General features: G+C 68.1%; 21 protein-coding genes. 17 read left to right on the top strand and 4 right to left on the bottom strand.

The genetic code is table 11. The features are described 5' to 3' along the window. Positions 1–13 precede the first annotated feature (13 nt). Positions 14–1,399 (bottom strand): ABC transporter substrate-binding protein, encoded by a 1,386-nt coding sequence (locus tag BDK89_RS05595; protein WP_166657399.1) that lies wholly within the window; start codon positions 1,397–1,399, stop codon positions 14–16. Between the two features lie 333 nt (positions 1,400–1,732). On the opposite strand from BDK89_RS05595, the gene BDK89_RS05590 reads away from it, so the two are divergent. The 7 genes from BDK89_RS05590 (at position 1,733) to BDK89_RS05560 (ending at position 7,872) form a co-directional block, all read left to right on the top strand. Continuing rightward, on the top strand, positions 1,733–2,191 hold the full coding sequence (locus BDK89_RS05590; protein WP_133868004.1) for a (2Fe-2S)-binding protein: 459 nt from the start codon (positions 1,733–1,735) through the stop codon (positions 2,189–2,191). Between the two features lie 28 nt (positions 2,192–2,219). Continuing rightward, the gene (locus BDK89_RS05585) at positions 2,220–3,044 is read left to right on the top strand and encodes an FAD binding domain-containing protein (protein ID WP_133868003.1); all 825 of its coding nucleotides are present in this window, start codon (positions 2,220–2,222) and stop codon (positions 3,042–3,044) included. A gap of 80 nt (positions 3,045–3,124) precedes the next feature. Next, complete coding sequence (locus BDK89_RS05580) at positions 3,125–4,552, top strand: NAD(P)/FAD-dependent oxidoreductase (RefSeq protein ID WP_133868002.1); 1,428 nt, start codon at positions 3,125–3,127, stop codon at positions 4,550–4,552. Positions 4,553–4,667: 115 nt separating this feature from the next. Next, positions 4,668–5,564 carry an AAA family ATPase gene (locus BDK89_RS05575; RefSeq protein ID WP_133868001.1) on the top strand — a complete coding sequence of 299 codons (897 nt, stop codon included), beginning with the start codon at positions 4,668–4,670 and terminating at the stop codon, positions 5,562–5,564. 10 nt (positions 5,565–5,574) lie between these two features. Continuing rightward, a complete protein-coding gene (locus BDK89_RS05570) occupies positions 5,575–6,705 on the top strand; it encodes a vWA domain-containing protein (RefSeq protein WP_133868000.1) in 1,131 nt (376 codons plus the stop codon). A 49-nt stretch (positions 6,706–6,754) separates the two neighbouring features. After that, positions 6,755–7,072, top strand: a complete 318-nt coding sequence (locus tag BDK89_RS05565; protein ID WP_133867999.1) for an XdhC family protein — start codon at positions 6,755–6,757, stop codon at positions 7,070–7,072. Further along, the gene (locus tag BDK89_RS05560) at positions 7,069–7,872 is read left to right on the top strand and encodes an XdhC family protein (protein ID WP_243839105.1); all 804 of its coding nucleotides are present in this window, start codon (positions 7,069–7,071) and stop codon (positions 7,870–7,872) included. Before BDK89_RS05565 ends, BDK89_RS05560 begins: the two co-directional genes overlap by 4 nt. A 150-nt stretch (positions 7,873–8,022) precedes the next feature. On the opposite strand, the gene BDK89_RS05555 is transcribed toward BDK89_RS05560, so the two are convergent. Beyond that, positions 8,023–8,685 (bottom strand): C40 family peptidase, encoded by a 663-nt coding sequence (locus BDK89_RS05555; RefSeq protein ID WP_133867998.1) that lies wholly within the window; start codon positions 8,683–8,685, stop codon positions 8,023–8,025. A 195-nt stretch (positions 8,686–8,880) separates the two neighbouring features. On the opposite strand from BDK89_RS05555, the gene BDK89_RS05550 reads away from it, so the two are divergent. The 4 genes from BDK89_RS05550 to BDK89_RS05535 are packed head-to-tail and all read left to right on the top strand — an operon-like array spanning position 8,881 to position 11,751. Further along, positions 8,881–9,483, top strand: coding sequence for a nucleotidyltransferase family protein (locus tag BDK89_RS05550; protein WP_133867997.1), 603 nt, complete (start codon positions 8,881–8,883; stop codon positions 9,481–9,483). Then, the gene (locus tag BDK89_RS05545; protein WP_133867996.1) at positions 9,450–10,175 is read left to right on the top strand and encodes an SRPBCC family protein; all 726 of its coding nucleotides are present in this window, start codon (positions 9,450–9,452) and stop codon (positions 10,173–10,175) included. The genes BDK89_RS05550 and BDK89_RS05545 overlap by 34 nt, the downstream gene beginning before the upstream one ends. Positions 10,176–10,195: 20 nt before the next feature. Continuing rightward, the gene (locus BDK89_RS05540) at positions 10,196–11,116 is read left to right on the top strand and encodes a DUF501 domain-containing protein (protein ID WP_133867995.1); all 921 of its coding nucleotides are present in this window, start codon (positions 10,196–10,198) and stop codon (positions 11,114–11,116) included. After that, positions 11,113–11,751, top strand: coding sequence for a GNAT family N-acetyltransferase (locus tag BDK89_RS05535; RefSeq protein ID WP_133867994.1), 639 nt, complete (start codon positions 11,113–11,115; stop codon positions 11,749–11,751). The genes BDK89_RS05540 and BDK89_RS05535 overlap by 4 nt, the downstream gene beginning before the upstream one ends. A 94-nt stretch (positions 11,752–11,845) precedes the next feature. On the opposite strand, the gene BDK89_RS05530 is transcribed toward BDK89_RS05535, so the two are convergent. Next, positions 11,846–12,169: a hypothetical protein gene (locus BDK89_RS05530; protein ID WP_133867993.1), complete on the bottom strand. Its 324-nt coding sequence runs from the start codon at positions 12,167–12,169 to the stop codon at positions 11,846–11,848. A gap of 336 nt (positions 12,170–12,505) precedes the next feature. Here BDK89_RS05530 and BDK89_RS05525 point away from each other — a divergent pair, with 336 nt between their 5' ends. Further along, the gene (locus tag BDK89_RS05525; RefSeq protein WP_166657398.1) at positions 12,506–15,277 is read left to right on the top strand and encodes an efflux RND transporter permease subunit; all 2,772 of its coding nucleotides are present in this window, start codon (positions 12,506–12,508) and stop codon (positions 15,275–15,277) included. A 43-nt stretch (positions 15,278–15,320) separates the two neighbouring features. Here the strand turns inward: BDK89_RS05525 and BDK89_RS05520 are convergent, their stop codons facing one another. After that, positions 15,321–16,082, bottom strand: a complete 762-nt coding sequence (locus tag BDK89_RS05520; protein WP_133867991.1) for an enoyl-CoA hydratase — start codon at positions 16,080–16,082, stop codon at positions 15,321–15,323. 171 nt (positions 16,083–16,253) lie between these two features. Here BDK89_RS05520 and BDK89_RS05515 point away from each other — a divergent pair, with 171 nt between their 5' ends. The 5 genes from BDK89_RS05515 to BDK89_RS05495 all read left to right on the top strand — a co-directional run bounded on the left by BDK89_RS05515 (position 16,254) and on the right by BDK89_RS05495 (position 22,663). Continuing rightward, positions 16,254–17,405 carry a BMP family lipoprotein gene (locus BDK89_RS05515; protein WP_133867990.1) on the top strand — a complete coding sequence of 384 codons (1,152 nt, stop codon included), beginning with the start codon at positions 16,254–16,256 and terminating at the stop codon, positions 17,403–17,405. A 147-nt stretch (positions 17,406–17,552) separates the two neighbouring features. Next, the gene (locus BDK89_RS05510; protein WP_133867989.1) at positions 17,553–19,109 is read left to right on the top strand and encodes an ABC transporter ATP-binding protein; all 1,557 of its coding nucleotides are present in this window, start codon (positions 17,553–17,555) and stop codon (positions 19,107–19,109) included. Next, positions 19,106–20,215 (top strand): ABC transporter permease, encoded by a 1,110-nt coding sequence (locus BDK89_RS05505; protein ID WP_133867988.1) that lies wholly within the window; start codon positions 19,106–19,108, stop codon positions 20,213–20,215. The genes BDK89_RS05510 and BDK89_RS05505 overlap by 4 nt, the downstream gene beginning before the upstream one ends. Continuing rightward, positions 20,212–21,609, top strand: a complete 1,398-nt coding sequence (locus BDK89_RS05500) for an ABC transporter permease (protein WP_133870989.1) — start codon at positions 20,212–20,214, stop codon at positions 21,607–21,609. Before BDK89_RS05505 ends, BDK89_RS05500 begins: the two co-directional genes overlap by 4 nt. Further along, the gene (locus BDK89_RS05495; RefSeq protein WP_133867987.1) at positions 21,581–22,663 is read left to right on the top strand and encodes an adenosine deaminase; all 1,083 of its coding nucleotides are present in this window, start codon (positions 21,581–21,583) and stop codon (positions 22,661–22,663) included. The genes BDK89_RS05500 and BDK89_RS05495 overlap by 29 nt, the downstream gene beginning before the upstream one ends. The last annotated feature ends 43 nt before the right edge of the window (positions 22,664–22,706 follow it).

Genomic DNA, 22,706 nt, shown 5'->3' with positions numbered 1-22,706 from the left:
CAGGTGTTACCGATCAGCTGGCGAAGACGTACTCGTCGAGCTCGCTGTTCGGGGTGTCGGCACCGTCGTAGGTGGCGATACGGAAGCTGGCCGCAGCCGGCTCACCGGCGTCGACGAACTCGTACGGGCCACCCAGACCGTCGTAGTCGATGTCGGTACCGGCGTCGACGAGAGCGATGCAGTCCGCGAAGGTCGTGCACTTCTCGCCGTCCTTGGTGACGCCGTTGATCTCGGCAGCGATGGCCGACGGATCATCGGAGCCGGCGACCGCAGCAGCGAGCGCCGTGATGATGATCGAGTCGTAGGTCTCCGCACCGTATGCGTAGACGCCACCCATGTCGCCGGCCGCATCGAGGCGGTCGGTGAACTCGGTGATCGTCGTCAGGTCGACCGACGGCTCCGTGCCACGCATGCCGGCGATGATCGACGGGTCGGCGAGCTCGGCGCCGATACCACCGATGTTGCCGTCCGTGCCGTAGACCGCGACGTCGGCCGGGCCGATGCCACGCTCGTTCATCGTGGTCAGGATGCTCGCCGACTCGGCGAAGCCGATGACGATGATCGCATCACTGCCGGCCTCGACGAGGGCGTCGACTTCGGCGTCGAAGCTCTCGGTGTCGACCGCGTAGGCCAGGAACTCGTCGATGACGCCGCCGTTGGCGGTGAAGTTCTCCTGGAACGCCTCGGCCAGACCGATGCCGTAGCTCTCCTGACGGTAGAGGACCGACGCCGTCTCGGCGCCGTCTTCGAGCACGACGTTGGCGAGGACGCGACCCTGGAGCAGGTCGGACGGAGCCGTACGGAAGTACAGACCGTTGTCGTCGTAGGTCGTGAAGTCAGGCGAGGTGTTCGCCGGGCTGAACTGGATGGTGCAGGAACCGGTGATCTTGTCGATCACGGTCTTCGACACGGCCGAGGAGGCCGCGCCCATGATGGCGTCGGAGCCGGCAGCCAGGAGGCGGTCGACTTCGAGGTTCGCGGTGTCGGTCGTGGTGTCACCGGAGTCACCCTGCTCGAGGATGACGTCGGCACCCAGCACGCCGCCAGCGGCGTTGATGTCCTCGACGGCGAGATCGGCGCCGGCGATCTCGGGGGGTCCGAGGAACGCGAGGTCGCCCGTCACCGGGAGGATCGTGCCGATGGTGAGCACACCGTCGGAGTCACAGCCGGCAGCAGCCTCACCGTCACCCTCCTCGGCCGGCTCTTCGTCCATGGCCTCGGTGGTGTCGGTGGTCTCTTCGTCCATGTCCCCCTCGTCCATGTCTTCGTCCATGGCTTCGGTGGTGTCGGTGGTCTCTTCTTCCGACGGCTCCTCGGCGGGCTCTTCGGCCTCCGGGGTGCTGTCTTCGACCGGCTCGTCGTCGTCGTCATCGCCACACGCTGCTGCGATGAGAGACATGCCGACCAGCAGAGCGCCGACGCGCTTCACGCGTGATTTCTGCATAGGTGTTGTTCTCCCCCTGTTCTGGCACGGGCCGTATGCCCATGCACCGTTGGGTCCGACCACAGTACACCTTTCGACCCCGCGCGTTCAGGAGCACGCCACCAGGTCGCTGCACGGGCGACGTGTGTCGTCCCTGGTCAGCGAGGTGTCCGAGTCGTCGCGCACGACCGATATCGACGGTTCACACAGCCCCGTGTCGAGCAGGGGTCGACAGATGATGCATGATGTTCGGGCGCCGACTACGGTCGGCGGCGAACTGTTCCACGTTCACGACCGAGGGGAGTCCCAGTGGAAATCAGCGTCACCATCAACGGGGTCACGCACACGGGCGACGTCGAGCCGCGCACGCTGCTCGTCCAGTACATCCGCGAGCACGTCGGGCTCACCGGCACCAACATCGGCTGCGACACGTCGTCGTGCGGGGCGTGCAGCGTCCACCTCGACGGCGAAGCCGTCAAGAGCTGCACCGTCCTGGCCGTGCAGGCCGACGGGCACGAGCTCACCACGATCGAAGGGCTCGCGGCCGAGGACGGCACGCTGCATCCGATGCAGCAGGCGTTCATGGACAATCACGCGCTCCAGTGCGGCTACTGCACACCGGGCATGGTCATGGCGGCCACGAGCCTGCTGCAGGAGAACCCGAGCCCGAGCGAGGACGACGTCCGCATCGGGCTCGAGGGCAACCTGTGCCGTTGCACGGGCTACCACAACATCGTCCAAGCGGTCCTCTCGGCCGCCGGCAAGTGACCGCACCGAGCTCGGAGGAGACGCAACCATGATCCCAGCAGCATTCGAGTACGTCCGGGCCGGTTCGGCCGAGGAAGCGATCAGCCTGATCGGAGAGCACGGCGACGAGGCCAAGTTCCTCGCCGGCGGCCACAGCCTCATCCCCCTGATGAAGTTGCGCCTCGCTCAGCCGACGGTGCTCGTCGACATCGGTCGAGTGAACGACCTGTCGTACATCCGCGACGGCGGCGACCATGTCGCCATCGGCGCGCTGACCCGCCACATGGACGTCGAGAACAGCGACCTCGTCCGCAGCGAGGTGCCGCTCCTCGCCCACGCCGCGAGCCACGTCGGCGACCCGCAGGTGCGCCATCGCGGCACGCTCGGCGGCACGATCGCCCACGCCGATCCGGCGTCCGATCTGCCGGCGACGACGCTCGCACTCGGCGCCACCTACGTCGCCCAGGGCCCGAACGGCACCCGCGAGATCGCGGCGTCGGAGTTCTACCAGGGCTTCCTCGAGTCGGCGCTCGCTCCCGACGAGATGCTCACCGAGATCCGCGTCCCGAAGATGCAGGGTGCCGGGTGGAGCTTCCAGAAGTTCAACCGGCGCGCCCAGGACTGGGCGATCGTCGGCGTCGCGGCGTGGCGCCGCAACGGCGACTCCGGTGTCGCGCTCGTCAACATGGGTTCGGTCCCGATCCTGGCGTCGAGCGTCTCGTCGGCCCTGTCGAGCGGCGCGTCGATCGACGATGCCGCCGAGCAGGCGGCCGCCGAGGCCGAACCGCAGGCCGACCTCAACGCCAGCGTCGAGTACCGCACCCACCTGGCCAAGGTGCTGGTGAAGCGGGCCCTGAACGAAGCCACCGGCTGATCGCCGTTCGGGGTCGTGCCAGGCACGACCCCGACGATGCGAGCGGCGTACACTCCCGGTCCGAAGGACCAGGTGAAACCATGTCGCTCCCATCCGACGAGATCGATCAGCGCCACCTCGACGCGATCGCCGACGCCGACCAGTACCCCTACTGGTACGACGGCGCGAACGAACCGGACAGCAACCCGACCCTCGTTCGCACCGAGAACTGCGACCTGTGCGTCGTCGGCGGTGGGTACACCGGGTTGTGGACTGCGATCATCGCCAAGGAGCGCGATCCGTCGCGCGACGTCGTCCTGATCGAAGCCGGCACCGTCGGCGGCGCCGCCAGTGGCCGCAACGGCGGCTTCATGGACGCCTCGCTCACCCACGGTGTCGGCAACGCGATGGCTCGCTGGCCCGACGAGGTCGAGATCCTCGAGGAGCTCGGCTGGCGCAACCTCAACGACATCGAGGCGACGATCCGCAAGTACGGCATCGACTGCGACTACGAGCGCACCGGTGTGATCGAGGTGGCGAACACCACCCACCCCGGCGAGTACCTCGACGAGGTCCGCGCCGAGTACCAGCTGCTCACCGAGTGGGGCTACGACGTCGAGTGGCTCGACGCCGAGGCAATGCAGGCCCAGGTGCATTCTCCGATCTACACCGGCGGGCTGTGGAGCAAGTCGACCAGCGCGATCGTCGACCCCGCCAAGCTCGTGTGGGGCCTCAAGACGACCGCCGAACGGCTCGGGGTCCGTATCTACGAAGACACCAAGGCCACCGACCTCAAACGCGACGGCATCGGGGTCATGGTCACCACACCGCTCGGCGCCATCCGCGCCGGCAAGGTGGCGTTGGCGACCAACGCCTTCAAACCACTCCTGCGGCGTCTCGCCAACTACATCGCGCCGGTGTACGACTACTGCATGGTGACCGAGCCGCTCACCGACGAGCAGCTCGCGTCGATCGGCTGGGAGAACCGCCAGGGACTCTCCGACCTCGCCAACCAGTTCCACTACTACCGACTCACCGCCGACAACCGGATCCTGTGGGGCGGCTACGACGCCATCTACTACTGGGGCGGCAAGGTCTCGACCGAGCTCGAGAGCCGTCCCGAGACCTGGGCCAAGCTCAGCCAGCACTTCTTCGAGACGTTCCCGCAGCTCGCCGGCGTGCGGTTCAGCCACGTGTGGGGCGGCGTCATCGACACCTCGAGCCGGTTCTCGGTCTTCTGGGGGCGGGCGATGGGTGGCCGCGTCTCGTACGCGCTCGGCTACACGGGCCTCGGCGTCGCGGCGTCACGGTTCGGCGCCGCGGTCATGCTCGATCTGCTGCACGGCCGCAACTCGATCGCGACCCGCACCCAGTTCGTCCAGAGCCGCCCGCTTCCCTTCCCGCCCGAGCCGTTCCGGTTCGTCGGCATCCAGGCCACCCGCTGGTCGATGGATCGAGAAGACAAGACGGGCAAGCGCAACCTCTGGCTCAAGGGCCTCGACCGCATGGGCCTCGGCTTCGACTCCTGAACACATGGGGTCAGGCACCTTCTGTTCGGCATGGCTCGAACCACCGCAGCCCGCGGGAACAGAAGGTGCCTGACCCCTTCTGTTCCGACATCACCCGTGCGGTAGCGTCGACTCGATGACTCCGGCCGATGTTTCCGCCGCGCTGACGGCGCACGGGTACCTGCCGAACGACGGGCTCACCACGTCGGTGTTCCTGGCGATGCAGCTCCGGCGCCCCCTGCTGCTCGAGGGCGAAGCCGGCGTCGGCAAGACCGAACTCGCGAAGGTCCTCAGCGCCTGGACCGGCGGCGAGTTGATCCGGCTCCAGTGCTACGAAGGCATCGACGCCGCCCAGGCCGTGTACGACTGGGACTACGCCCGACAGCTGCTCCACCTACGCGCTGCCGAGGCGACCGGCGAGACGGCCGGCCGCTCGTCCGACGCGGTCGAGGCCGAGCTGTACCAGGAGCGCTTCCTGATCAAGCGGGCGTTGCTCCGGGCGATCGGGCACGGTGACGGCCCGCCGCCGGTGCTCCTGATCGACGAGGTCGACCGCGCCGACGACGAGTTCGAGGCATACCTGCTCGAGGTGCTGTCCGACTACCAGATCACGGTGCCCGAACTCGGCGTGTTCCGCGCCGCCACGCCACCGATCGTCATCCTGACGAGCAACCGCACCCGCGACGTCCACGACGCTCTCAAACGGCGGTGCCTGTACCACTGGGTCGAGCATCCCGACTTCGACCGCGAGGTCGCGATCGTGCGCCTGCGCGTGCCCGAATGCTCCGACCAGCTCGCCCGCCAGGTGGCCGCCGCCGTCGAGGCGATGCGCGACCTGAACCTCTACAAGCCGCCCGGGGTCGCGGAGACGATCGACTGGGCGACCGCCCTCGGCAAGCTGGGTGTCAGCACCCTCGACCAACACAGTGTCGAGACGACGCTGGGCACCGTGCTCAAGTACCGCGAGGACCACGATCGCGTGCGAAAGGGCGGCACCCAGCTGCTGCTCGAGCAGGCGATGGGTCACCGCTGACCAGGACGCGATGTCGGCGAACACGCGCGATGCCGGCGAGATCGCCGTGGCGTTCACCCGTGTCCTGCGCGGCGCCGGCGTTCGTGTCCCGACCAGTTCGACGATCGCCTTCGGCGAAGCGCTCGCCGAACTCGGCGTCGACCACCGGGACCACACCTATTGGGCCGGCCGGGCGACCCTCGTCCGCCGCCCCGAGGACATCGAGCTCTACGACCGCGCCTTCGCAGTGTTCTGGGAGCACGCGGCCGCCAACACGATCTTCGAACTGACCGAGGAGGAGGAGATCCAACTCGTCGTCGACAGCGACGACGAGGACGACGACGGCGACACCCCCGACGAGGCCGACCCGAGCGACGAGCCGACGATCGAGCTGCGCTTCTCGGCGACCGAGATCCTCCGCCGGAAGGACTTCGCCGACTACTCCCCCACCGAACTCGAACAGGCCCAGCAGCTGATGTCGCGTCTCCGCCTGGCCGGTTCACCTCGTCGGTCGCTGCGCCTCACGAGTGCCGACAGCCGGACGGCCCGTCCCGATCTCCGTCGCACCGTTCGGGCGGCGATGCGGGCGCACGGCGAACCGATGCGTCGCCACTATCTCCAGCCGAGCACACGGCCACGTCGACTCGTGCTGCTGCTCGACGTGAGCGGCTCCATGGAGCCGTACGCCCGCGCCCTGATCCGATTCGTCCACGCCGCCGTCGCCGGCCGCCAGAAGGTCGAGGCGTTCGCGCTCGGCACGCGGTTGACGCGGATCACGCGCGAACTCGCCTCCCGCGATCCCGACGAGGCGGTGAGCCGTGCTGCGGTCGCCGTGGCCGACTACGGCGGCGGCACCCGCCTCGGCGACGGCCTCCGCATCTTCAACGACGAGTGGGGGCAGCGGGGCATGGCGCGTGGTGCGATCGTCGTCGTGCTGTCCGACGGCTGGGACCGCGGCGACCCCGAGGTGCTCGCCGAACAGATGCAGCGCCTCCAGCGGGTCGCGTACAAGCTGATCTGGGTCAACCCGCTGAAGGTGACGCCGGGCTACGCCCCGCTCGCTCGCGGCATGGCCGCCGCGCTGCCGTTCGTCGACGAGTTCGTCGAGGGCCACTCGATCGATGCGATCGAGCACCTCGCCGACGTGATCGCCACGCCGTGACCCTGCGTCCGACCTGGTGTCGAGCCGCTCGACACGGCACACTGGCCCCATGAAGGACTTGCTGGACGACATCGACCGTTGGCGGGGCGACCGCAAGCGCGTGGCGCTCGCTCGTGTGGTCGACATCGAAGGGTCGGGGCCGCGCGACCCGGGCGCGGCGATGGCGGTCAACGAGGTCGGCGAGGTCGTCGGCAGCGTGAGCGGCGGTTGCGTCGAAGGAGCCGTCGTCACCGAGGCGCTGTCGATCCTCCAGGGCGATCGAGCACCCGGTGTCATCACGTTCGGCTACAGCGACGACGAGGCCTTCGCCGTCGGTCTCACGTGCGGCGGCACGATCCGGTTGTTCATCGAGGAACTCGACTGGTGAGCGTCTACGGCGACCTGTCGGCTGCGATCCGCGCCGAGGAACCGGTCGCGCTCGTCACGGTGATCGACGGCCCGTACACCGGCGCCAAGCTGCTCGTCCGTCCGGGTCACGAGCCGCTGGGCGGACTCGGCCATCCCGAACTCGACCGGGTCGCACATCGCGACGCCCTCGCCGAGTTGGAGGCCGGACGATCGGGCGTCCGCCACTACGGACCGGCCGGCGAGACGACGCCGGAGGATCTGGTCGACACCCCGCTCGTGCGCGTCTTCGTCGAGAGCTGGGCGCCGCCGCCGCAGATGTGGATCTTCGGCGCCGTCGACTTCACGGCGGCGCTGGCGAAGGTGGCCAAGGTGCTCGGCTACCGGGTCACGGTCTGCGATGCGCGCGAGATCTTCGCGACCCGACGCCGGTTCCCCATGGCGGACGAGGTCCGCGTCACGTGGCCCGGGCCGATGTTCGACGAACGAGGCACCGAGCTCGGACCCCGAGACGCCGTGTGCATCCTCACCCACGATCCGAAGTTCGACGTGCCGGCGGTGCAGGGCGCGCTGGCCACCGGCGTCGGCTACATCGGTGTGATGGGCAGCAGGAAGACGCACGACAAACGACTCGAGCGTCTCGCCGAAGCCGGCACCGACGATCCGGCCGATCTCGACCGACTGATGTCGCCGATCGGCCTCGATCTCGGTGCTCGCACGCCCGAGGAAACCGCGATCTCGATCTGCGCCGAGATCATCGCCCGACGCACCGGCCGGGTCACCCCCAGCCTGCGAGACGGCACCGGACCGATCCACCAGTAGCACCGTCGGTCGAGGTCAGACCCCAACCGACGAGCTTGCTCGAAGCACGTCGGTTGATGTCAGACATCAACCGACCGGTCCTGCCGGGTGCCCGACATGCGCACGTCGGTTGATGTCTGACATCAACCGACATCAACCGACCGGCTCTGCTCAGTCTTCGACGGTCATGGAGTCGCCCCAGCGGCTGGTGCGGCTGGCGACTTCGGTGACCTCGACGGTGCTGCCGGTGTACGGGCTGTGCACCATCATCCCCTCACCCACGTAGATCGAGATGTGGCCGGGGTAGTACAGCAGGTCGCCCGGCTCGGCGTCCGCTTCGTCGATGCGCTCGGCGGCCGAGATCTGATCGCCGCTGACACGCGGCAGGTCGATGCCGGCCTGGGCGAACGCCCAGATCGTCAGGCCCGAGCAGTCGAAGCCGACGCCGGGTTCGCTGTGGATCGAACGGTACGGCACGCCGAGCTGTGTCAGCGCGGACAGCATGGCGACCTGCTTCGGTTCGTCGGCGGTCGCCCACTCGTCGGCGAGTTCGTCGCCGGAGATGCCGAGATCGTCGGCGAGGAGGTCGGCGGCGGCTTCACGAGCACGGATGAACCGCACATAGTGAAGGGGCCGATTCGACTCCTGCCAGTGGTCGAGCGCGTCGAGGGCGCGGTCGGCTTGAGCAGCGACGGCGCCCGAGTCGGTGCGCACCGACGCACTGGCGTGGTTTGAACCGACGGCGAGCGTGGTACCGGCGAAGCCGGTGGCCAGAATCAGGGCTGCGGTCGCTCGTGACGCGGCGGAGCGGCGGGGGGTGTCTGATGAAGTCATGAGGAAAGGCGGGAGCTTTCTGTTCCGGACCGGGTCCCAACAACCCAGCCGTCATGTCGACGGACGACGTTATCGTCACGCGTCCGTAACATACAACTCGTTCTGTTCGTGGTCTCGTCATCTCTTCGACATGTTCGGGCCCGGACTGAAACATTTCGGGCCGAACGTCCTGTCGGTTCGCGAGACTGCACGGTGATGCTCTCGCCCACCATCGCCGTCTTGCTGGCCGCCGGAGCCGGGAGCCGCTTCGACGGTGGTGGCCACAAGCTCGACGCCGAACTCGACGGTGCGACGGTCGCCGATCACGCCGTTCGCGCTGCAGTCGCGGCCGGCATCGGCCCGGTGATCGTCGTGACCGGCGCCGTCGAGCCGGCACTGTCCGCCACGCATTTCGACCGTGCGGTCGACGTCACGCTCGTCGCCAACCCCGACTGGGCGGCCGGGCAGAGCACCTCACTTCAGGTCGCCGTCGACGCCGCCCAAACCCGACACGCGCATGCGATCGTCGTCGGCCTCGCCGACCAACCGTTCGTCGACCCCACGGCATGGCGATCGGTCGCCGCGTCGCGGTCGCCGATCGCCGTCGCCGAGTACGACGGGCGGCCACGGAACCCCGTACGGCTCCATCACTCGGTCTGGCCACTCCTCCCGACCGTCGGCGATCACGGCGCCCGCCACCTCATCAGGTTGCGACCCGAACTCGTCGAACGGGTACCCTGCCAGGGGTCGGACGCCGACATCGACACCCTGGAGGACCTCCGCTCATGGCAGAACAGATCGTCAACGAATTCACCGTGAACCGCCCGATCGACGAGGCGTGGCCGATCATCTGCGATCTCGAGCGGATCGCCCCGTGCATGCCGGGCGCCCAACTCGACGAGATCGAAGGCGAGATCCACCGCGGCCGGGTGAAGGTGAAGCTCGGTGCGGTCGCCACGGAGTTCAAGGGTGAGGCCCACTTCGTGGAGCGCGACGACGAAGCGCACACCGCCAAGCTCGTCGGCAAGGGCCGCGACACCAAGGGCCGCGGCAACGCGTCGGCCGACATCTCGGCGACCGCCGAGGCGCTGTCGCCCACGAGCACGAAGTGCACCGTGGTCGCCGACATCCACATCACCGGCAAGATCGCCCAGTTCGGACGCGGCATCCTCGGCGACGTCAGCAAGAAGCTCGTCGACCAGTTCGCCAACAACCTCAACGAGATGCTCGACGACCAGGGCACCGCCCCCGCTGCCGACGACGCATCTGCCGACGAGGCCGGGAGCGCCGAGACGCAGAGCACCGAGGCCGGCACCGCCGATGCAACCGAGACCGCCGCGGCCGGAGCGGCTGCGGCCGAGGAGGCGCCGAAGGTCCGCCGGATCGAGGGGCCCGCCGCCGAGCCGGTCGATCTCGCCGACATGGCCGGCCCCGCCGTCGCCAAGCGCGTCGTCCCGGTCGTCATCGCACTCCTGCTCCTGCTGCTCTTGCTCCGCCGCCGCGGTTCCTGACCCCGAGCGGCCACTCGCGAATGCCGACCGACGACGAACGCGTCCGCGAACTCCTCGGCCGTGAGCCGCGCGGCGACTACGAGATCGTCGTCCGCGACGCGACCGGGGATCCGGTCGTGCTCCGCAACGCTCCCCTGCTCCACGACGGCACTCCGATGCCGACGCGGTACTGGCTGATCGGGCCGGCCGAGATCCGGCGCGTCGGCCGACTCGAGTCGGAGGGCGGCGTCGACCGCGCCGAGGCCGAACTCGATCCCGACGTGGTCCAGGCGGCCCACGACCGGTACGCAGCCGAACGCGACGCCCTGATCCCTGCCGATCACGACGGCCCACGCCCGTACGGCGGTGTCGGCGGCACACGGATCGGTCTCAAGTGCCTCCATGCCCACTGGGCCTGGTACCTGGCCGGCGGCGACGATCCCGTCGGCCGCTGGATCGAGCGCGAGCTCGCGGCCCGCGAACGCTTCACCGTCCGACTCGACGACGCCGTGCTCCGGATCGACTGGGGCGACGACCGTTGGGATCTGCCGGTCGGCCTCGACCATCTCCTCACCACCTGGCTCGGCGACGGCGACCCGCCCCACCCGGCCGCGCTCACCAACGCACTCGGCGACGTGTCCGATCACGTCGACGACATCGTGCGCGATCGTCCCGAGGCAGAGGCGTTGGTGGAAGTCGGCGTCACCGGCCCCGCGGCGCGGGCGATCGCCCGGCTCGAGGTCGGTGTCGACGACCCGGCGATGCCGTGCGAACTCGACCGCGACACCGCGGAAGAGGTCTTCCGGCTGGTCGCCACCGAGTCACGTGCCGATCGGGCTCACAATCCCGGACTACCGTCTGCCGACGTGGACACCGTGCTCGCCGCCCTCTGCACCGTCGTCGCGGTGCTCCGTCGGCTCGGCCTCGACCGGGTCGAGCTCGTCGCGGGCGACGCCGGGTGAGCATCGTGCGACATCCGTCGTCGCTGTTCCGCCGTCAGCCCTCGCCCCGGCTCTACGGCAAGCGGATCATGCTCCGACCGATCGTCGCCGGTGACTTCCCGGAGTGGAACGAGGTGCGGACCCGCAACGAGCACTGGCTCGTGCCGTGGGAACCGAAGCGACCGGCGGCCTCGGCCGACCCGACACGCGACCGGTCGGCGTTCGAACACCGCTGCACGGCGCGAGAGCGCGAGCGCGCCGCCGATCACGCCTACCCGTTCGGCGTCTTCGTCGATCAGCGGCTGGCCGGCGAGGTCAACATCAACAACGTGACCCGTGGGGCGCTCCAGAGCGCCACGATCGGCTACTGGATCGACGAGGCACGCGCCGGGCGCAGCTACATCGCCGAGGCGGTCGTCGTCGTCGCGCGCTACGCGTTCGAGGAACTCCACCTGCACCGGTTGGAGATCTGCATCGTGCCGCGCAACACCAACAGCCGTCGGGTGATGGAGAAGCTCGACATCCGCGAAGAAGGCGTGGCGTTGCGCTTCCTCGAGATCAACGGGGTCTGGGAAGACCACGTCCGCTACGGCATCACCGTCGAAGAGTGGACGGCGCGCCGCGACGAGCTGCTCGCTGCCTGGGTGTCCGGCTGACGCCGGTCACGCAGATCGCTGCGACGCCCTTGGCGACAGTGCGACGGGAAACGACCGGGGGCCGGCCCTGCGGCCGGCCCCCGTTCGGGTCAGATCAGTTTTCTCCCGCCAAGCGGAACGCTTCGGCTTTCTCCTGGCGCATCTTCGTGCGCCGCTTCCACATCTTGGTCTTCCAGTGTCGCCGGTTGCGCTTGCGTTGCTTCGCAACCTTCTCCTTGGCGACATCGGCGTCATGGTGGTGGAGCGGCTTCCACGCCGTGCCGGGCTCGTGCAGATCCTCTGGATCGAGTCCGGCGCTCACCTCCTGCGCTACCTGATTGAGCTCCATCTGGATCCGTTGCCGTTCGCTGTGAGCGTGGGCTTTCAGCTCCTGTTTGGGCGGCATCTGCACCTCGCTGGTGCGGTGACGCTGGCTCATCTGGGCTACCTCCTTGCGGTCCGTAGTAGCCGTGGGAGTGGGTGTCCCTCCCACGTGAACTCACCATAGATCGCGGGTTACGTGCGGGAAAAGGGACTTCGGTAACAGTTCTGCGCGATTTCCGATCCGGGCCGTCTGCGCGCGTTCAGCGCATCGTCGGGCGCGATGAGCGCGCAGCCGCTTCGAGGCTGCCGCATCCGAACGGGAGGCTCGTCCCGCAGTACCGGTCGTGCATCCTGCGATCCCCCAGGCCGCCTCCGGCGTCGTCCTCACGGCGACCGACCATCGTTCTTGCGGCGGACGACCCGCCCTCGACGCATCGGTAGCGTCCCCACGATGACCTCCGACGTCGACGCCTCCCACGACGCTCACGAACGCCCCGAGTCCAATCGGCCCGCTCGTACGGACACCCATCCCGACACCGACGATGCGACCCGTAACCGGTCACCGTTGACCAAGCTCGCCGTCGCCTCGGCCGAGCACTGGAAAGTGACCCTCATCATCTGGGGCGTCGTTGTGGCGATCGGGCTCTTCGCGTACGGCGGTGGCCTGCGTCGTGAAGGGTTCCCACCGGTCAACCTCCCGATCGTCGTCGTCGACGGCAACTACTTCGTCGACGACAACGAGGTCGTCGACTCGGACGTCGCCGTGCCGCTCACCGACGCCTACTCGGCCGTCGACGGTGTCGAGCAGGTCCAGACCTTCTCGACCGCCAACTCGTTCGCCGTCGTCGTCGAGTTCACCGACGACTTCAGTTCGCCGGAAGGCGCCGCCATCCTGACCGACGTCAACGACTCCGTCGACCTCCCGAGCGAGGCCGACGTGGTCGTCCGCGAGATCGATGCCACCAAGTTCATCGAGGTGTACGACCTGCTGGTCACGATCAGCGGCCCCGACGACGCCACACCGGAGCAACTCGAGGCCGAGGCGGCCGAGCTCGAAACGTACCTCGAGACCGGCGACGGCGTCGAACGCGTCGATGTCCGCGAACTGCTGACCGAAGGGGTGAACCCGGCCACCGGCGAGGAGGAGATCCGACGGACCCGCTTCGTCCGCGTCGCGTTCGCCGAGACCGGCCGCTACGACGAGGCCATCGCGCTCGGCGTCGTGCGCGCCGACGACACCGATCTCGACTTGCTCGCATTCAGTGACGAGATCAACGGCCTGCTCGAGGACGAAACCGTCCTGAGCGACGGCTACCGCGCCGCGGTCACCGCCGACTTCGCCGAGGACATCCGCACCCAGATCAGCTCGCTCACCCGCAACCTCCTGCAGGGGCTGATCGCCGTGGCGATCGTCAGCCTGTTGTTGATCGGTTGGCGCGTGTCGGTGGTGACGGCGCTGTTCATGGCCACGGTGATGATGGCGGCCCTCGGCGCACTGTGGCTGATCGGCTACTCGCTCAACACGATCACCCTGTTCGGTCTCATCCTGACCCTCGGTCTGCTGGTCGACGACGCGATCGTGATCAGCGAGGCGATCGACGCCAATCGCGGCGAATCCGACGACCCGATCGGCGTCGTGCGAACCGCCATCAACCGGGTCGGGTCGGCGTCGTTCGCCGGCACCCTCACGACCGTGCTCGTGTTCGCCCCGCTGGCGTTCGTCGGCGGGGTGCTCGGCGAGTTCATCCGGGCCATCCCGATCACCGTCATCGTGACACTGCTGCTCTCGTTCCTGTTCTCGATCGTGTTCATCTCGGCGTTGAGCAAGCCGTTCTTCCTGCGCGGCAAGCACCCCCACAACCCGATCATCCGCGCCGAGGAGGCCGCGGCACGTGGTCTCGGCCGACTCGCCGAGTACCCGTCGAGCCACGGCGCCAAGGGCATCGGCGTCGGGATCGGCATCTTCGTCGGCGCCCTGGCGATGATCGTCGGGTCGTTCCAGGTCGCCGCCACGCTCGGGTTCAACATCTTCCCGCCGACCGACGACGCCAACGCGATGTTCGTCACCGCCGACTACGACGCCGGCACGACGATCGAGGAGGCACAGGAGATCGCCGGCGAGGTCGACGCGATCGTCGTCGACGTGCTCGGTGACGATCTTGTCTCGTCGCAGTACATCAACGCGAACGAACGCCAGCTGCTCTCGATCGTCGAGCTCACCCCGTTCGACGAGCGGGAGACGACGGCGCCGACCTTCGTCGAGGAGATCGAGAGCCGGCTGGAGGCCGTCGAGGGCATCCGCGTGACGGTGACACCGCTCGAGCAAGGCCCACCGGTGGAGGAGTTCCCGTTCGCCGCCCAGATCGACGTCGACGGCTCGACCGTCGACGCCGGCCAGCAACTCGCGAACGACCTACGCGAACAACTCGTCGGCGCCGAACTCGACAAGGCGACGGGCGACGACACCGTCATCGTCGACGCGATCGTGTCGACCGACGGCCAGATCTACCGGGTCGACGGAAACCGACAGATCGAGGTCCGCGCCCAGTTCTCGAACGACGACCTGACGAACAACCTCGATGCCACCGAACAGCTCGTCGGCGACCTGTACGGCGAGGCCGAACTCGCGGCGCTCGGGTTGCCCGCCGACGCCATCCAGTTCGACTACGGGCAGGAGTCGGACAACCAGGACGACTTCGCGTCGCTCGGTCAGGCGATGATCGTCGCGCTGGTACTGATGCTCGTCCTATTGGTGGTGCAGTTCCGCTCGATCGTGCAGCCGCTGCTGATCTTCCTGGCCGTGCCGTTCAGCTTCCTCGGCGTGTTCACGGCGCTGAGTCTGAGCGACAACCCGATCAGCTTCTTCGTCGGCGTCGGCTTCATCGCCCTCATCGGCGTGGTCGTCAACAACACGATCCTCCTCGTCGACGCTGCCAACCAGGCCCGTCGTCGCGGCCTCCGGCCCGGGCTGGCAATCGGTGAAGCCGTCGAGCGCCGGTTCCGCCCCCTGGTCGCCACGACGATCACGACGGTCGTCGGCCTCACCCCGCTCGCGCTGAGCGACCCCTTCTGGGAGTCGCTCGGGTTCACCCTCATCGGTGGCCTCGTCAGCTCGACGATCCTGGTGCTGTTCGCCTTCCCCGTGTTCTATCTCGCGGTCGAGAAAGTCCGGACGCCGGTCCGGAACCTCGCCCGCAAGCGCATGGGCAAGCCGCTGATCTGACGGGTCGACCGGCAGGCGGCCGCACGTCGCGACCGCCTCGCCGTCAGGACGTCTTCTTCGACGAGATCTTCGCCTTCAGCGCGGCGATGCGCTCCTCGAACCACGGCTGCTTGACGGTCCAGAGCTGCGGGTCGAACTCGCGCTGGACGGCGTCGCGGTGAGTGTCGATGTCGGCCATGTCCTGGATCGTGCGCTTGGTGAGGATCGCCAGTTCGCGAGGCGCCGTCGCCGCCCCCCGGGCGAACTCGTGTGCCGCCGTGAGCAACTCGTCGTCGGGGACGCACTTGTAGGCGAGTCCGACGCGCTCGGCCTCGGGCCCGTCGAGGACCTGGCTGAAGACGACAGCCGCCATCGCCGATTGCGGACCGACAATGCGGCGCTGCATCCAGGTGTGTCCCCCGCCCGGGTGGAGACCGATCTGGAGGAATCGCGTGTCGAAGCGGGCGCGCTGGGCAGCGATGCGAACGTCGCAGCCGAGTGCCAGGTTCATACCGGCGCCGACCGCGGGACCGTTCACGGCGGCGAGCGTCGGCAGGGGGCTGCGAGCGATCCGGAGGAAACCCTCGTACACGTTGCCGAGGCTCTCGCGGGTGGCCGTCTGGAGGTTGCCGAGGTTGGCGCCGGCGCAGAACGCCGAGCCGGCCCCGGTGACGACGACCGCACCGACCGACTCGTCGGCCTCGAAGGCGTCCATCGACTCGACGATCGCCGACACCATCTCGGCGGTCATGGTGTTGCGCTCGTCGGGGTTGTTGAGCGTCAGGGTCGCGACACCCTCGTTGATGTTGGTCAGCACGATCGACATGCGTGCAGTCTGACAAACCCGGGGTCCGACCGCTGGATCGGCGGAGCGCACGACGTTCATCTGCGTTCACGAAGGACGGCACGGCGCCGGCGAACCAGCGGGTAACCTTTCGCCGTTCACGTGAACATGTGCTGATACCCAGCACCGAAATATCCCGAGAAGGGGGAGAACATGATCAAGAGCAAGCGCCTGCTTGCCGCCGGTCTCGCTGCCTCGCTCGTCCTCGCCGCCTGCGGCGACGACGACGACACCGCTGACGAGCCCGCGGACGACGCCGAAGAGCCCGCCGAAGAGCCCTCGGACGACGCCGAAGAGCCCGCCGAGGAGCCCTCGGAGGAGCCCGCCGGTGAGTCGTTCAACGTCGGCCTCACCTACGACATCGGTGGCCGCGGCGACCAGTCGTTCAACGACTCGGCCGCCGAAGGCATCGACCGTGCCGAGTCCGAACTGGGCATCACCTTCACCGAGGCCGAGCCCAACGTCGACGGTTCGAACCGCGCCGAGCTGCTCCAGCTCCAGGCCGACCAGAGCGCCCTCGTCATCGGCGTCGGATTCCTCTTCGCCGGCGACGTCGCCACGGTGTCGGCCGAGAACCCCGACACCAACTTCGCCGTCGTCGACGACGCCATGCTCGACTTCGACAACGGTGGCGTGCCGGTGTGCGACAACTGCGCCGGTCTGACCTTCGCCGAAGAGCAGGGGTCGTTCCTCGTGGGTGCCGCTGCGGCACTCAACAGCGAGAGCGGCACCGTCGGCTTCATCGGCGGCGTCGGTGGCTTCGGCCTGATCGAGAAGTTCGAGGCCGGGTTCATCGAGGGCGTCAAGGCCGTCGATCCCGAGATCACGGTCATCTCGCAGTACATCACCCAGGCCCCCGACTTCGACGGCTTCACCGCCCCCGACCGTGCCCGCGAGATCGCTCTCGCCATGTACGACCAGGGCGCTGACGTGATCTACCACGCAGCCGGCGGTTCCGGCGCCGGCCTCTTCGAGGCCGCCGCCGAGCAGTCCGAGTCGTCGGGCTCGAAGGTGTGGGCGATCGGTGTCGACAGCGACCAGTACCTGACCGCTGCCCCCGAGGTCCAGGAGTACATCCTCACCTCGATGCTGAAGCGGGTCGACACGGCCGTCTTCGAGATCACCAAGGCCCAGCAGGACGGCACCTTCGCCGCCGGCAACACGGTCTACGACCTCTCGGTCGACGGCGTCGGCTACTCGACGTCGGGTGACTTCCTCTCCGAGGAGCAGATCACCCAGATCGAGGACTTCAAGGCCCAGATCATCGACGGCACCATCGAGGTCCCCACGACCCCGGCAGGCTGACCCGGCCTGACGCCGGCTGAAGCCGGTCGTCGAAAATCAAGGAACGGAGCGGAGGTCGACTATGTTCGGCCTCCGCTCCGTCGTTTTTCGACCCGATCCGACGACACCCGGATCGGTTGACGAGCGTGTGACAGGAGGAGGCGCCGCATGACGGCAGCGATCGAGCTCATCGGCATCACGAAACGGTTCCCCGGCGTCATCGCCAACGACGACGTCAACCTGCGCGTCGAACCCGGCGAGATCCACGCGATCTGCGGTGAGAACGGCGCCGGCAAATCGACGCTGATGAAGATCCTGTACGGCATGCAGCCCGCCGACGAGGGCGTCATGAAAATCAACGGGCAGGAGGTCCACTTCTCCTCCCCGACCGATGCGATCGAACAAGGCATCGGCATGGTGCACCAGCACTTCATGCTGGCCGATCAGATGACGGTGCTCGAGAACGTGATCCTCGGCTCGGAGCCCGCCAAGTACGGCGTCATCGACCAGGCCGAGGCCGAGCGCCACCTCCGCGAGGTCGGCGAGGCCTACGGGCTCACCGTCGACCCGAACGACCTCGTCGAGACGCTCGAGGTCGGCGAGAAGCAGCGCGTCGAGATCATCAAGGTGCTGTTCCGCGGCGCCAAGATCCTGATCCTCGACGAGCCGACCGCCGTCCTCGTGCCCCAGGAGGTCGAGGAGCTGTTCCGCAACCTGCGCGAGCTCCAGGCCGGCGGCGCGACGATCATCTTCATCGACCACAAGCTGCAGGAGGTCCTCGAGATCTCCGACCGCATCACGGTCATCCGCCGCGGCAAGACCGTCACGACGGTCGACGCCGACTCCGTCACCGCCGCCGACCTGGCCGAGCTGATGGTCGGCTCCGAGCTCCCGTCGCCCGAGACCACCGAGTCGACCGTCACCGACGAGGTCGCACTCGAGGTCACCGGCATCACCGTGCTCGACGACGACGGGCGCCCGGCCGTCAGCGACGTGTCGCTCAAGGTGCATCGCGGCGAGGTCCTCGGCGTCGCCGGCATCGAGGGCAACGGTCAAGCAGAACTGATCGAAGCCCTGATCGGCACCGAGGAGCCGGTCCGTGGCCGCATCCGTCTGATGGGCGACGACATCACGAAGGCATCGGTGCGGCACCGCCGTGAAGCCGGCATCGGGTTCGTCCCCCAGGACCGCCACGCCGAGGGTCTCCTGCTCGACGCCGCACTCTGGGAGAACGCCGCACTCGGGCACCAGACCAAGTCGCCGTTCTCCAAGGGTTTCTGGATCGACCGTGCCGGCAGCCGCGAACGCACCGAGGAGATCCGCCAGGAGTTCGACGTCCGATCACCCGGCGTCGACGTCAGCGCCCGTGCGCTGTCGGGCGGCAACCAGCAGAAACTGATCATCGGGCGCGAGATGACGAGTGACCCGGTCCTGCTCGTCGCCGCGCACCCCACGCGCGGCATCGACGTCGGCGCCCAGGCCGAGGTGTGGAGCGACATCCGCGAAGCACGCGCCAACGGGCTCGCCACCCTGCTGATCTCGGCCGACCTCGACGAGTTGATCGGGCTGTCCGACACGATCGTCGTGATGTTCCACGGCAAGCTCGTCGCCACCCTCGACCCGAGTGAGATCACGCCGCGAACCCTCGGCAGCTACATGACCGGCGCTGCGCTCCAGGACGGCGCCACCACAGGAGGAGACACCGTGACCGGAGGCCACGCATGAACGCCGGCACCCTTCGCCGGATCGGCTTGGCGGCCGCCGCCCCGCTCGTCAGCGCCGTCATCGCCATCCTGATCTCGTCGGTCGTCCTCGAACTGTCGGGATCCGACGCGATCGAGACGTTCAAGACGATGCTCGAGAACGGCACCAAGCTCGAATCGGTCATCGACATGCTGAACCGGGCGACGCCGCTGTACCTCTCGGCGATCGCCGCGGCGATCGGCTTCCGCATGAACCTGTTCAACATCGGTGTCGAGGGTCAGTACATCCTCGCTGCGTTCGTCGCCGCCGTCGTCGGTGCCGAACTGAACCTCTGGGGCCCGCTGCACATCACCGTCATCCTGCTGACCGCCATGCTGGTCGGCGCTGCCTGGTCAGGTCTCGCCGGCCTCCTCAAGGTGACGCGAGGCGTCAACGAGGTCATCTCGACGATCATGTTGAACTTCATCGCGGTCGGTGGCCTGGTCGCCGGCTTGCTGCCGAAGTTCATCGACGATCCGACCGCGACCAACCAGGGCACCACCCCGATCGGCGAGTCGGGCCGCCTGCCCGACCTCAACAGCTGGGTCGAGGTGTTCACCCGGGAGATCACCAAGGGCCGACGACTCACCGGCGTGTTCCTCATCGCCGTGATCGTCGGCGTGATCTACCACATCGTCATCAACCGCAGCCGCCTCGGCTTCGACATCCGGGCCAGTGGCATGAACCCGACCGCCGCCCGCGCCGGTGGTGTGCCTCCGAAGCGGATGGTGATGTTCGCCATGGTCGGTGGCGGTCTCGTCGCCGGCCTGGTCGGCATGCCGGAGATCCTCTCCGACACCCACGCCTACGACCAGGGCTTCATCCAGGGCCTCGGCTTCGCCGGCATCGCCGTCGCCCTGCTCGGACGCAACTCGGCACTCGGCATGGCACTCGCCGCCCTGCTGTTCGGCTTCCTCGACTCGTCGGCCGCCGTGCTCCAGGTGAGCAACCTCGCCTCGAGCGAGATCGTCGTCATCATGCAGGCCACCATCTTGCTCGTAGCGGTGATCGCCTACGAGGTCGTCAACCGGATCCGCCAACGTGACGAAGTCAGACGGGCGGCACAACTCGTGGAGGCAACGGCATGAGCAACGTGGCCGATCTCGACATCGCCGACGTCCACTCCGGTCCGCCCGGACCCGGCGGCCTCGGCGAGACCTACAAGTCGCTGCCCGGCTGGGCCCGGTGGATGATCACGGCGGCGCTCGGCATCCTCGTACTCTCGATCGTGCAGGAGATCGCCGGCACGTCGCTGCTCACCTCGAACGTGACGTCGAGCGCCATGCTGCGCTGGTCGATCCCGATCCTCCTCGCCGGTCTCGGCGGTCTGTTCTCCGAGCGTTCGGGCGTCGTCAACATCGGTCTCGAGGGCATGATGATCCTCGGCACCTGGTGCGGTGCGTGGGGTGCGCTCGAGTTCGGGTCGCCCTGGTGGGGTCTGCTCACCGGCCTGATCGGTGGTGCGCTCGGCGGCCTGCTGCACGCCATCGCCACCGTCCAGTTCGGCGTCGACCAGATCGTGTCCGGCGTCGCGATCAACATCCTCGCCCCGGGGCTCACCCGCTACCTGTCCGAGCGGGTGTTCGGCGAGATGCAGGGCGGCTCGGTGTCGCAGTCGCCCCGTCTCACCGGCGCCGGTTCGTTCACCATCCCCGGCGTCTCGGACGTGTTGGAGACGATCAAGGACTGGGGGATCTTCTTCATCTCCGACGTCGCCGACGTGTTACTCGGGTTCGTGTCGAACATGCGATGGTTCACCTTGTTGTCGTTGCTGATCGTGCCGCTGTCGGCGTTCGTGCTGATGCGCACACGATTCGGGCTCCGGGTCCGGATCTGTGGTGAGAACCCGTCCGCGGGCGAGTCGCTCGGCGTCGGCATCTACCGCCACAAGTACGTCGCCGTGATGATCTCGGGTGCCCTCGCCGGTATGGCCGGTGCCTACATCGCGATCGAGTTGTCGGGTCTCTACCGTGGTGGCCAGACGGTCGGTCGCGGTTTCATCGGCCTCGCCGCGCTGATCTTCGGAAACTGGCGAGCGTTCGGCATCCTCGCCGGTGCGCTCCTGTTCAGCTACCCGTTCGGCCTCCAGCTGATCGACTTCGACGCCAGCGGCAGCGGCGTCGCCACTCGAGCACTCCTGCTGGTCATCGCCATCGCCCTCTACGCCACGGCGATCTACCTCTGGAAGACCGGCGGTGACGAGGCGCCACCACCCGACATCGATGCAGCCGACTACGACACGCCCACGAGCTCGTACATGAAGATGGTCGCCACCCTGGGCGGCAAGGGCGGCGGCCTCACCCTGCTGGCCTTCGCACTGGGCACGATCTCGCTGATCTGGTACCTGCTCACCGAGCGTGCGGCCGCCTGGCTGCCCAACACGATGCCGTACATCGTCGTGCTGCTCGTCCTGATCTTCGCCGCACAGCGCCTCCGTCCGCCGAAGGCGGCCGGTGTGCCGTACCGCCGCGGCGACCACTGACGTGCTCGATTCCGCGACCGCCGTCGCGACACCGAAACCGGTGTTGCACGACCATCTCGACGGCGGCCTGCGGGTCGGCACCATTCTCGAACTCGCCGACGAGATCGGGTGGGCACTCCCCCACACCGATCCCGACGAGTTGCAGGCGTGGTTCACCGCCGGGGCGAACACCCGCGACCTCCTGCAGTATCTCGCCACGTTCGAGCACACCCTGGCGGTCATGCAGACCGCCGATCACATCGAGCGCGTCGCGTACGAGGCGGTGAGCGATCTCGCGGACGACGGCGTCGTCTACGCCGAGATCCGGTTCGCGCCCGAACTCCACCAGGAGCAGGGCCTTCCGCTCGACGTGATCGTCGGCGCCGTGACCGACGGGTTCCGGAGAGCCGAGCACGACGCCGTCCGACGCGGCCACGAGATCCACGCCTTCGCCATCCTGTGTGCGATGCGGACCGAGCACCGGTCGCTCGAGATCGCCCAGCTCGTCGACTCGATGCGGAGCGTCGACGACAAGGTCGTCGCGTTCGACCTCGCCGGCGCCGAGACCGGCTTCCCGCCCTCACTGCACGCCGAGGCACTCGCGTTCGCTCGCGAGCGGCTCCTGAACGTCACGATCCACGCCTCCGAGCCACCCGATCTCGAGCTGATTTCCGATGCGCTGGCCCACGGTGCCCACCGGATCGGGCACGGCGTGCGGTTGCAGGCCGACCTCGACATCCGCGACGGCGAGATCGTCGCGATGGGGCCGCTCGCCGCGTACGTGCTCGACCGCCAGATCCCCCTCGAAGTCGCCCCGACCTGCCACGTACACGTCGGCGCCGTCCCCGATCTGGCCAGCCATCCGATCGGGCCGATGCTGCGAGCCGGGTTCGCCGTGAACGTGAACACCGACAACCGGTTGATGAGCGACGTCATGCCATCGTCCGAGCTCGCGGCGGTCGCCGGCACGTTCGATCTCTCCGACGACGAAGTCGCGCGCCTGCTCCGCAACGGCATCATGGCCGGCTTCGCCCCCCTCGACCTCCGCACCCGCCTCGCCTCCCTGGTCGGTTGAGGTCAGACCCCAACCGACGGGCACGACCTCCGCACCCGCCTCG

The sequence above is a fragment of the Ilumatobacter fluminis genome, assembly GCF_004364865.1.
Taxonomy (GTDB): domain Bacteria; phylum Actinomycetota; class Acidimicrobiia; order Acidimicrobiales; family Ilumatobacteraceae; genus Ilumatobacter; species Ilumatobacter fluminis.
Note: the sequence above shows the minus strand (reverse complement) of the source record. Positions and strands in the feature narration are given on the sequence as shown.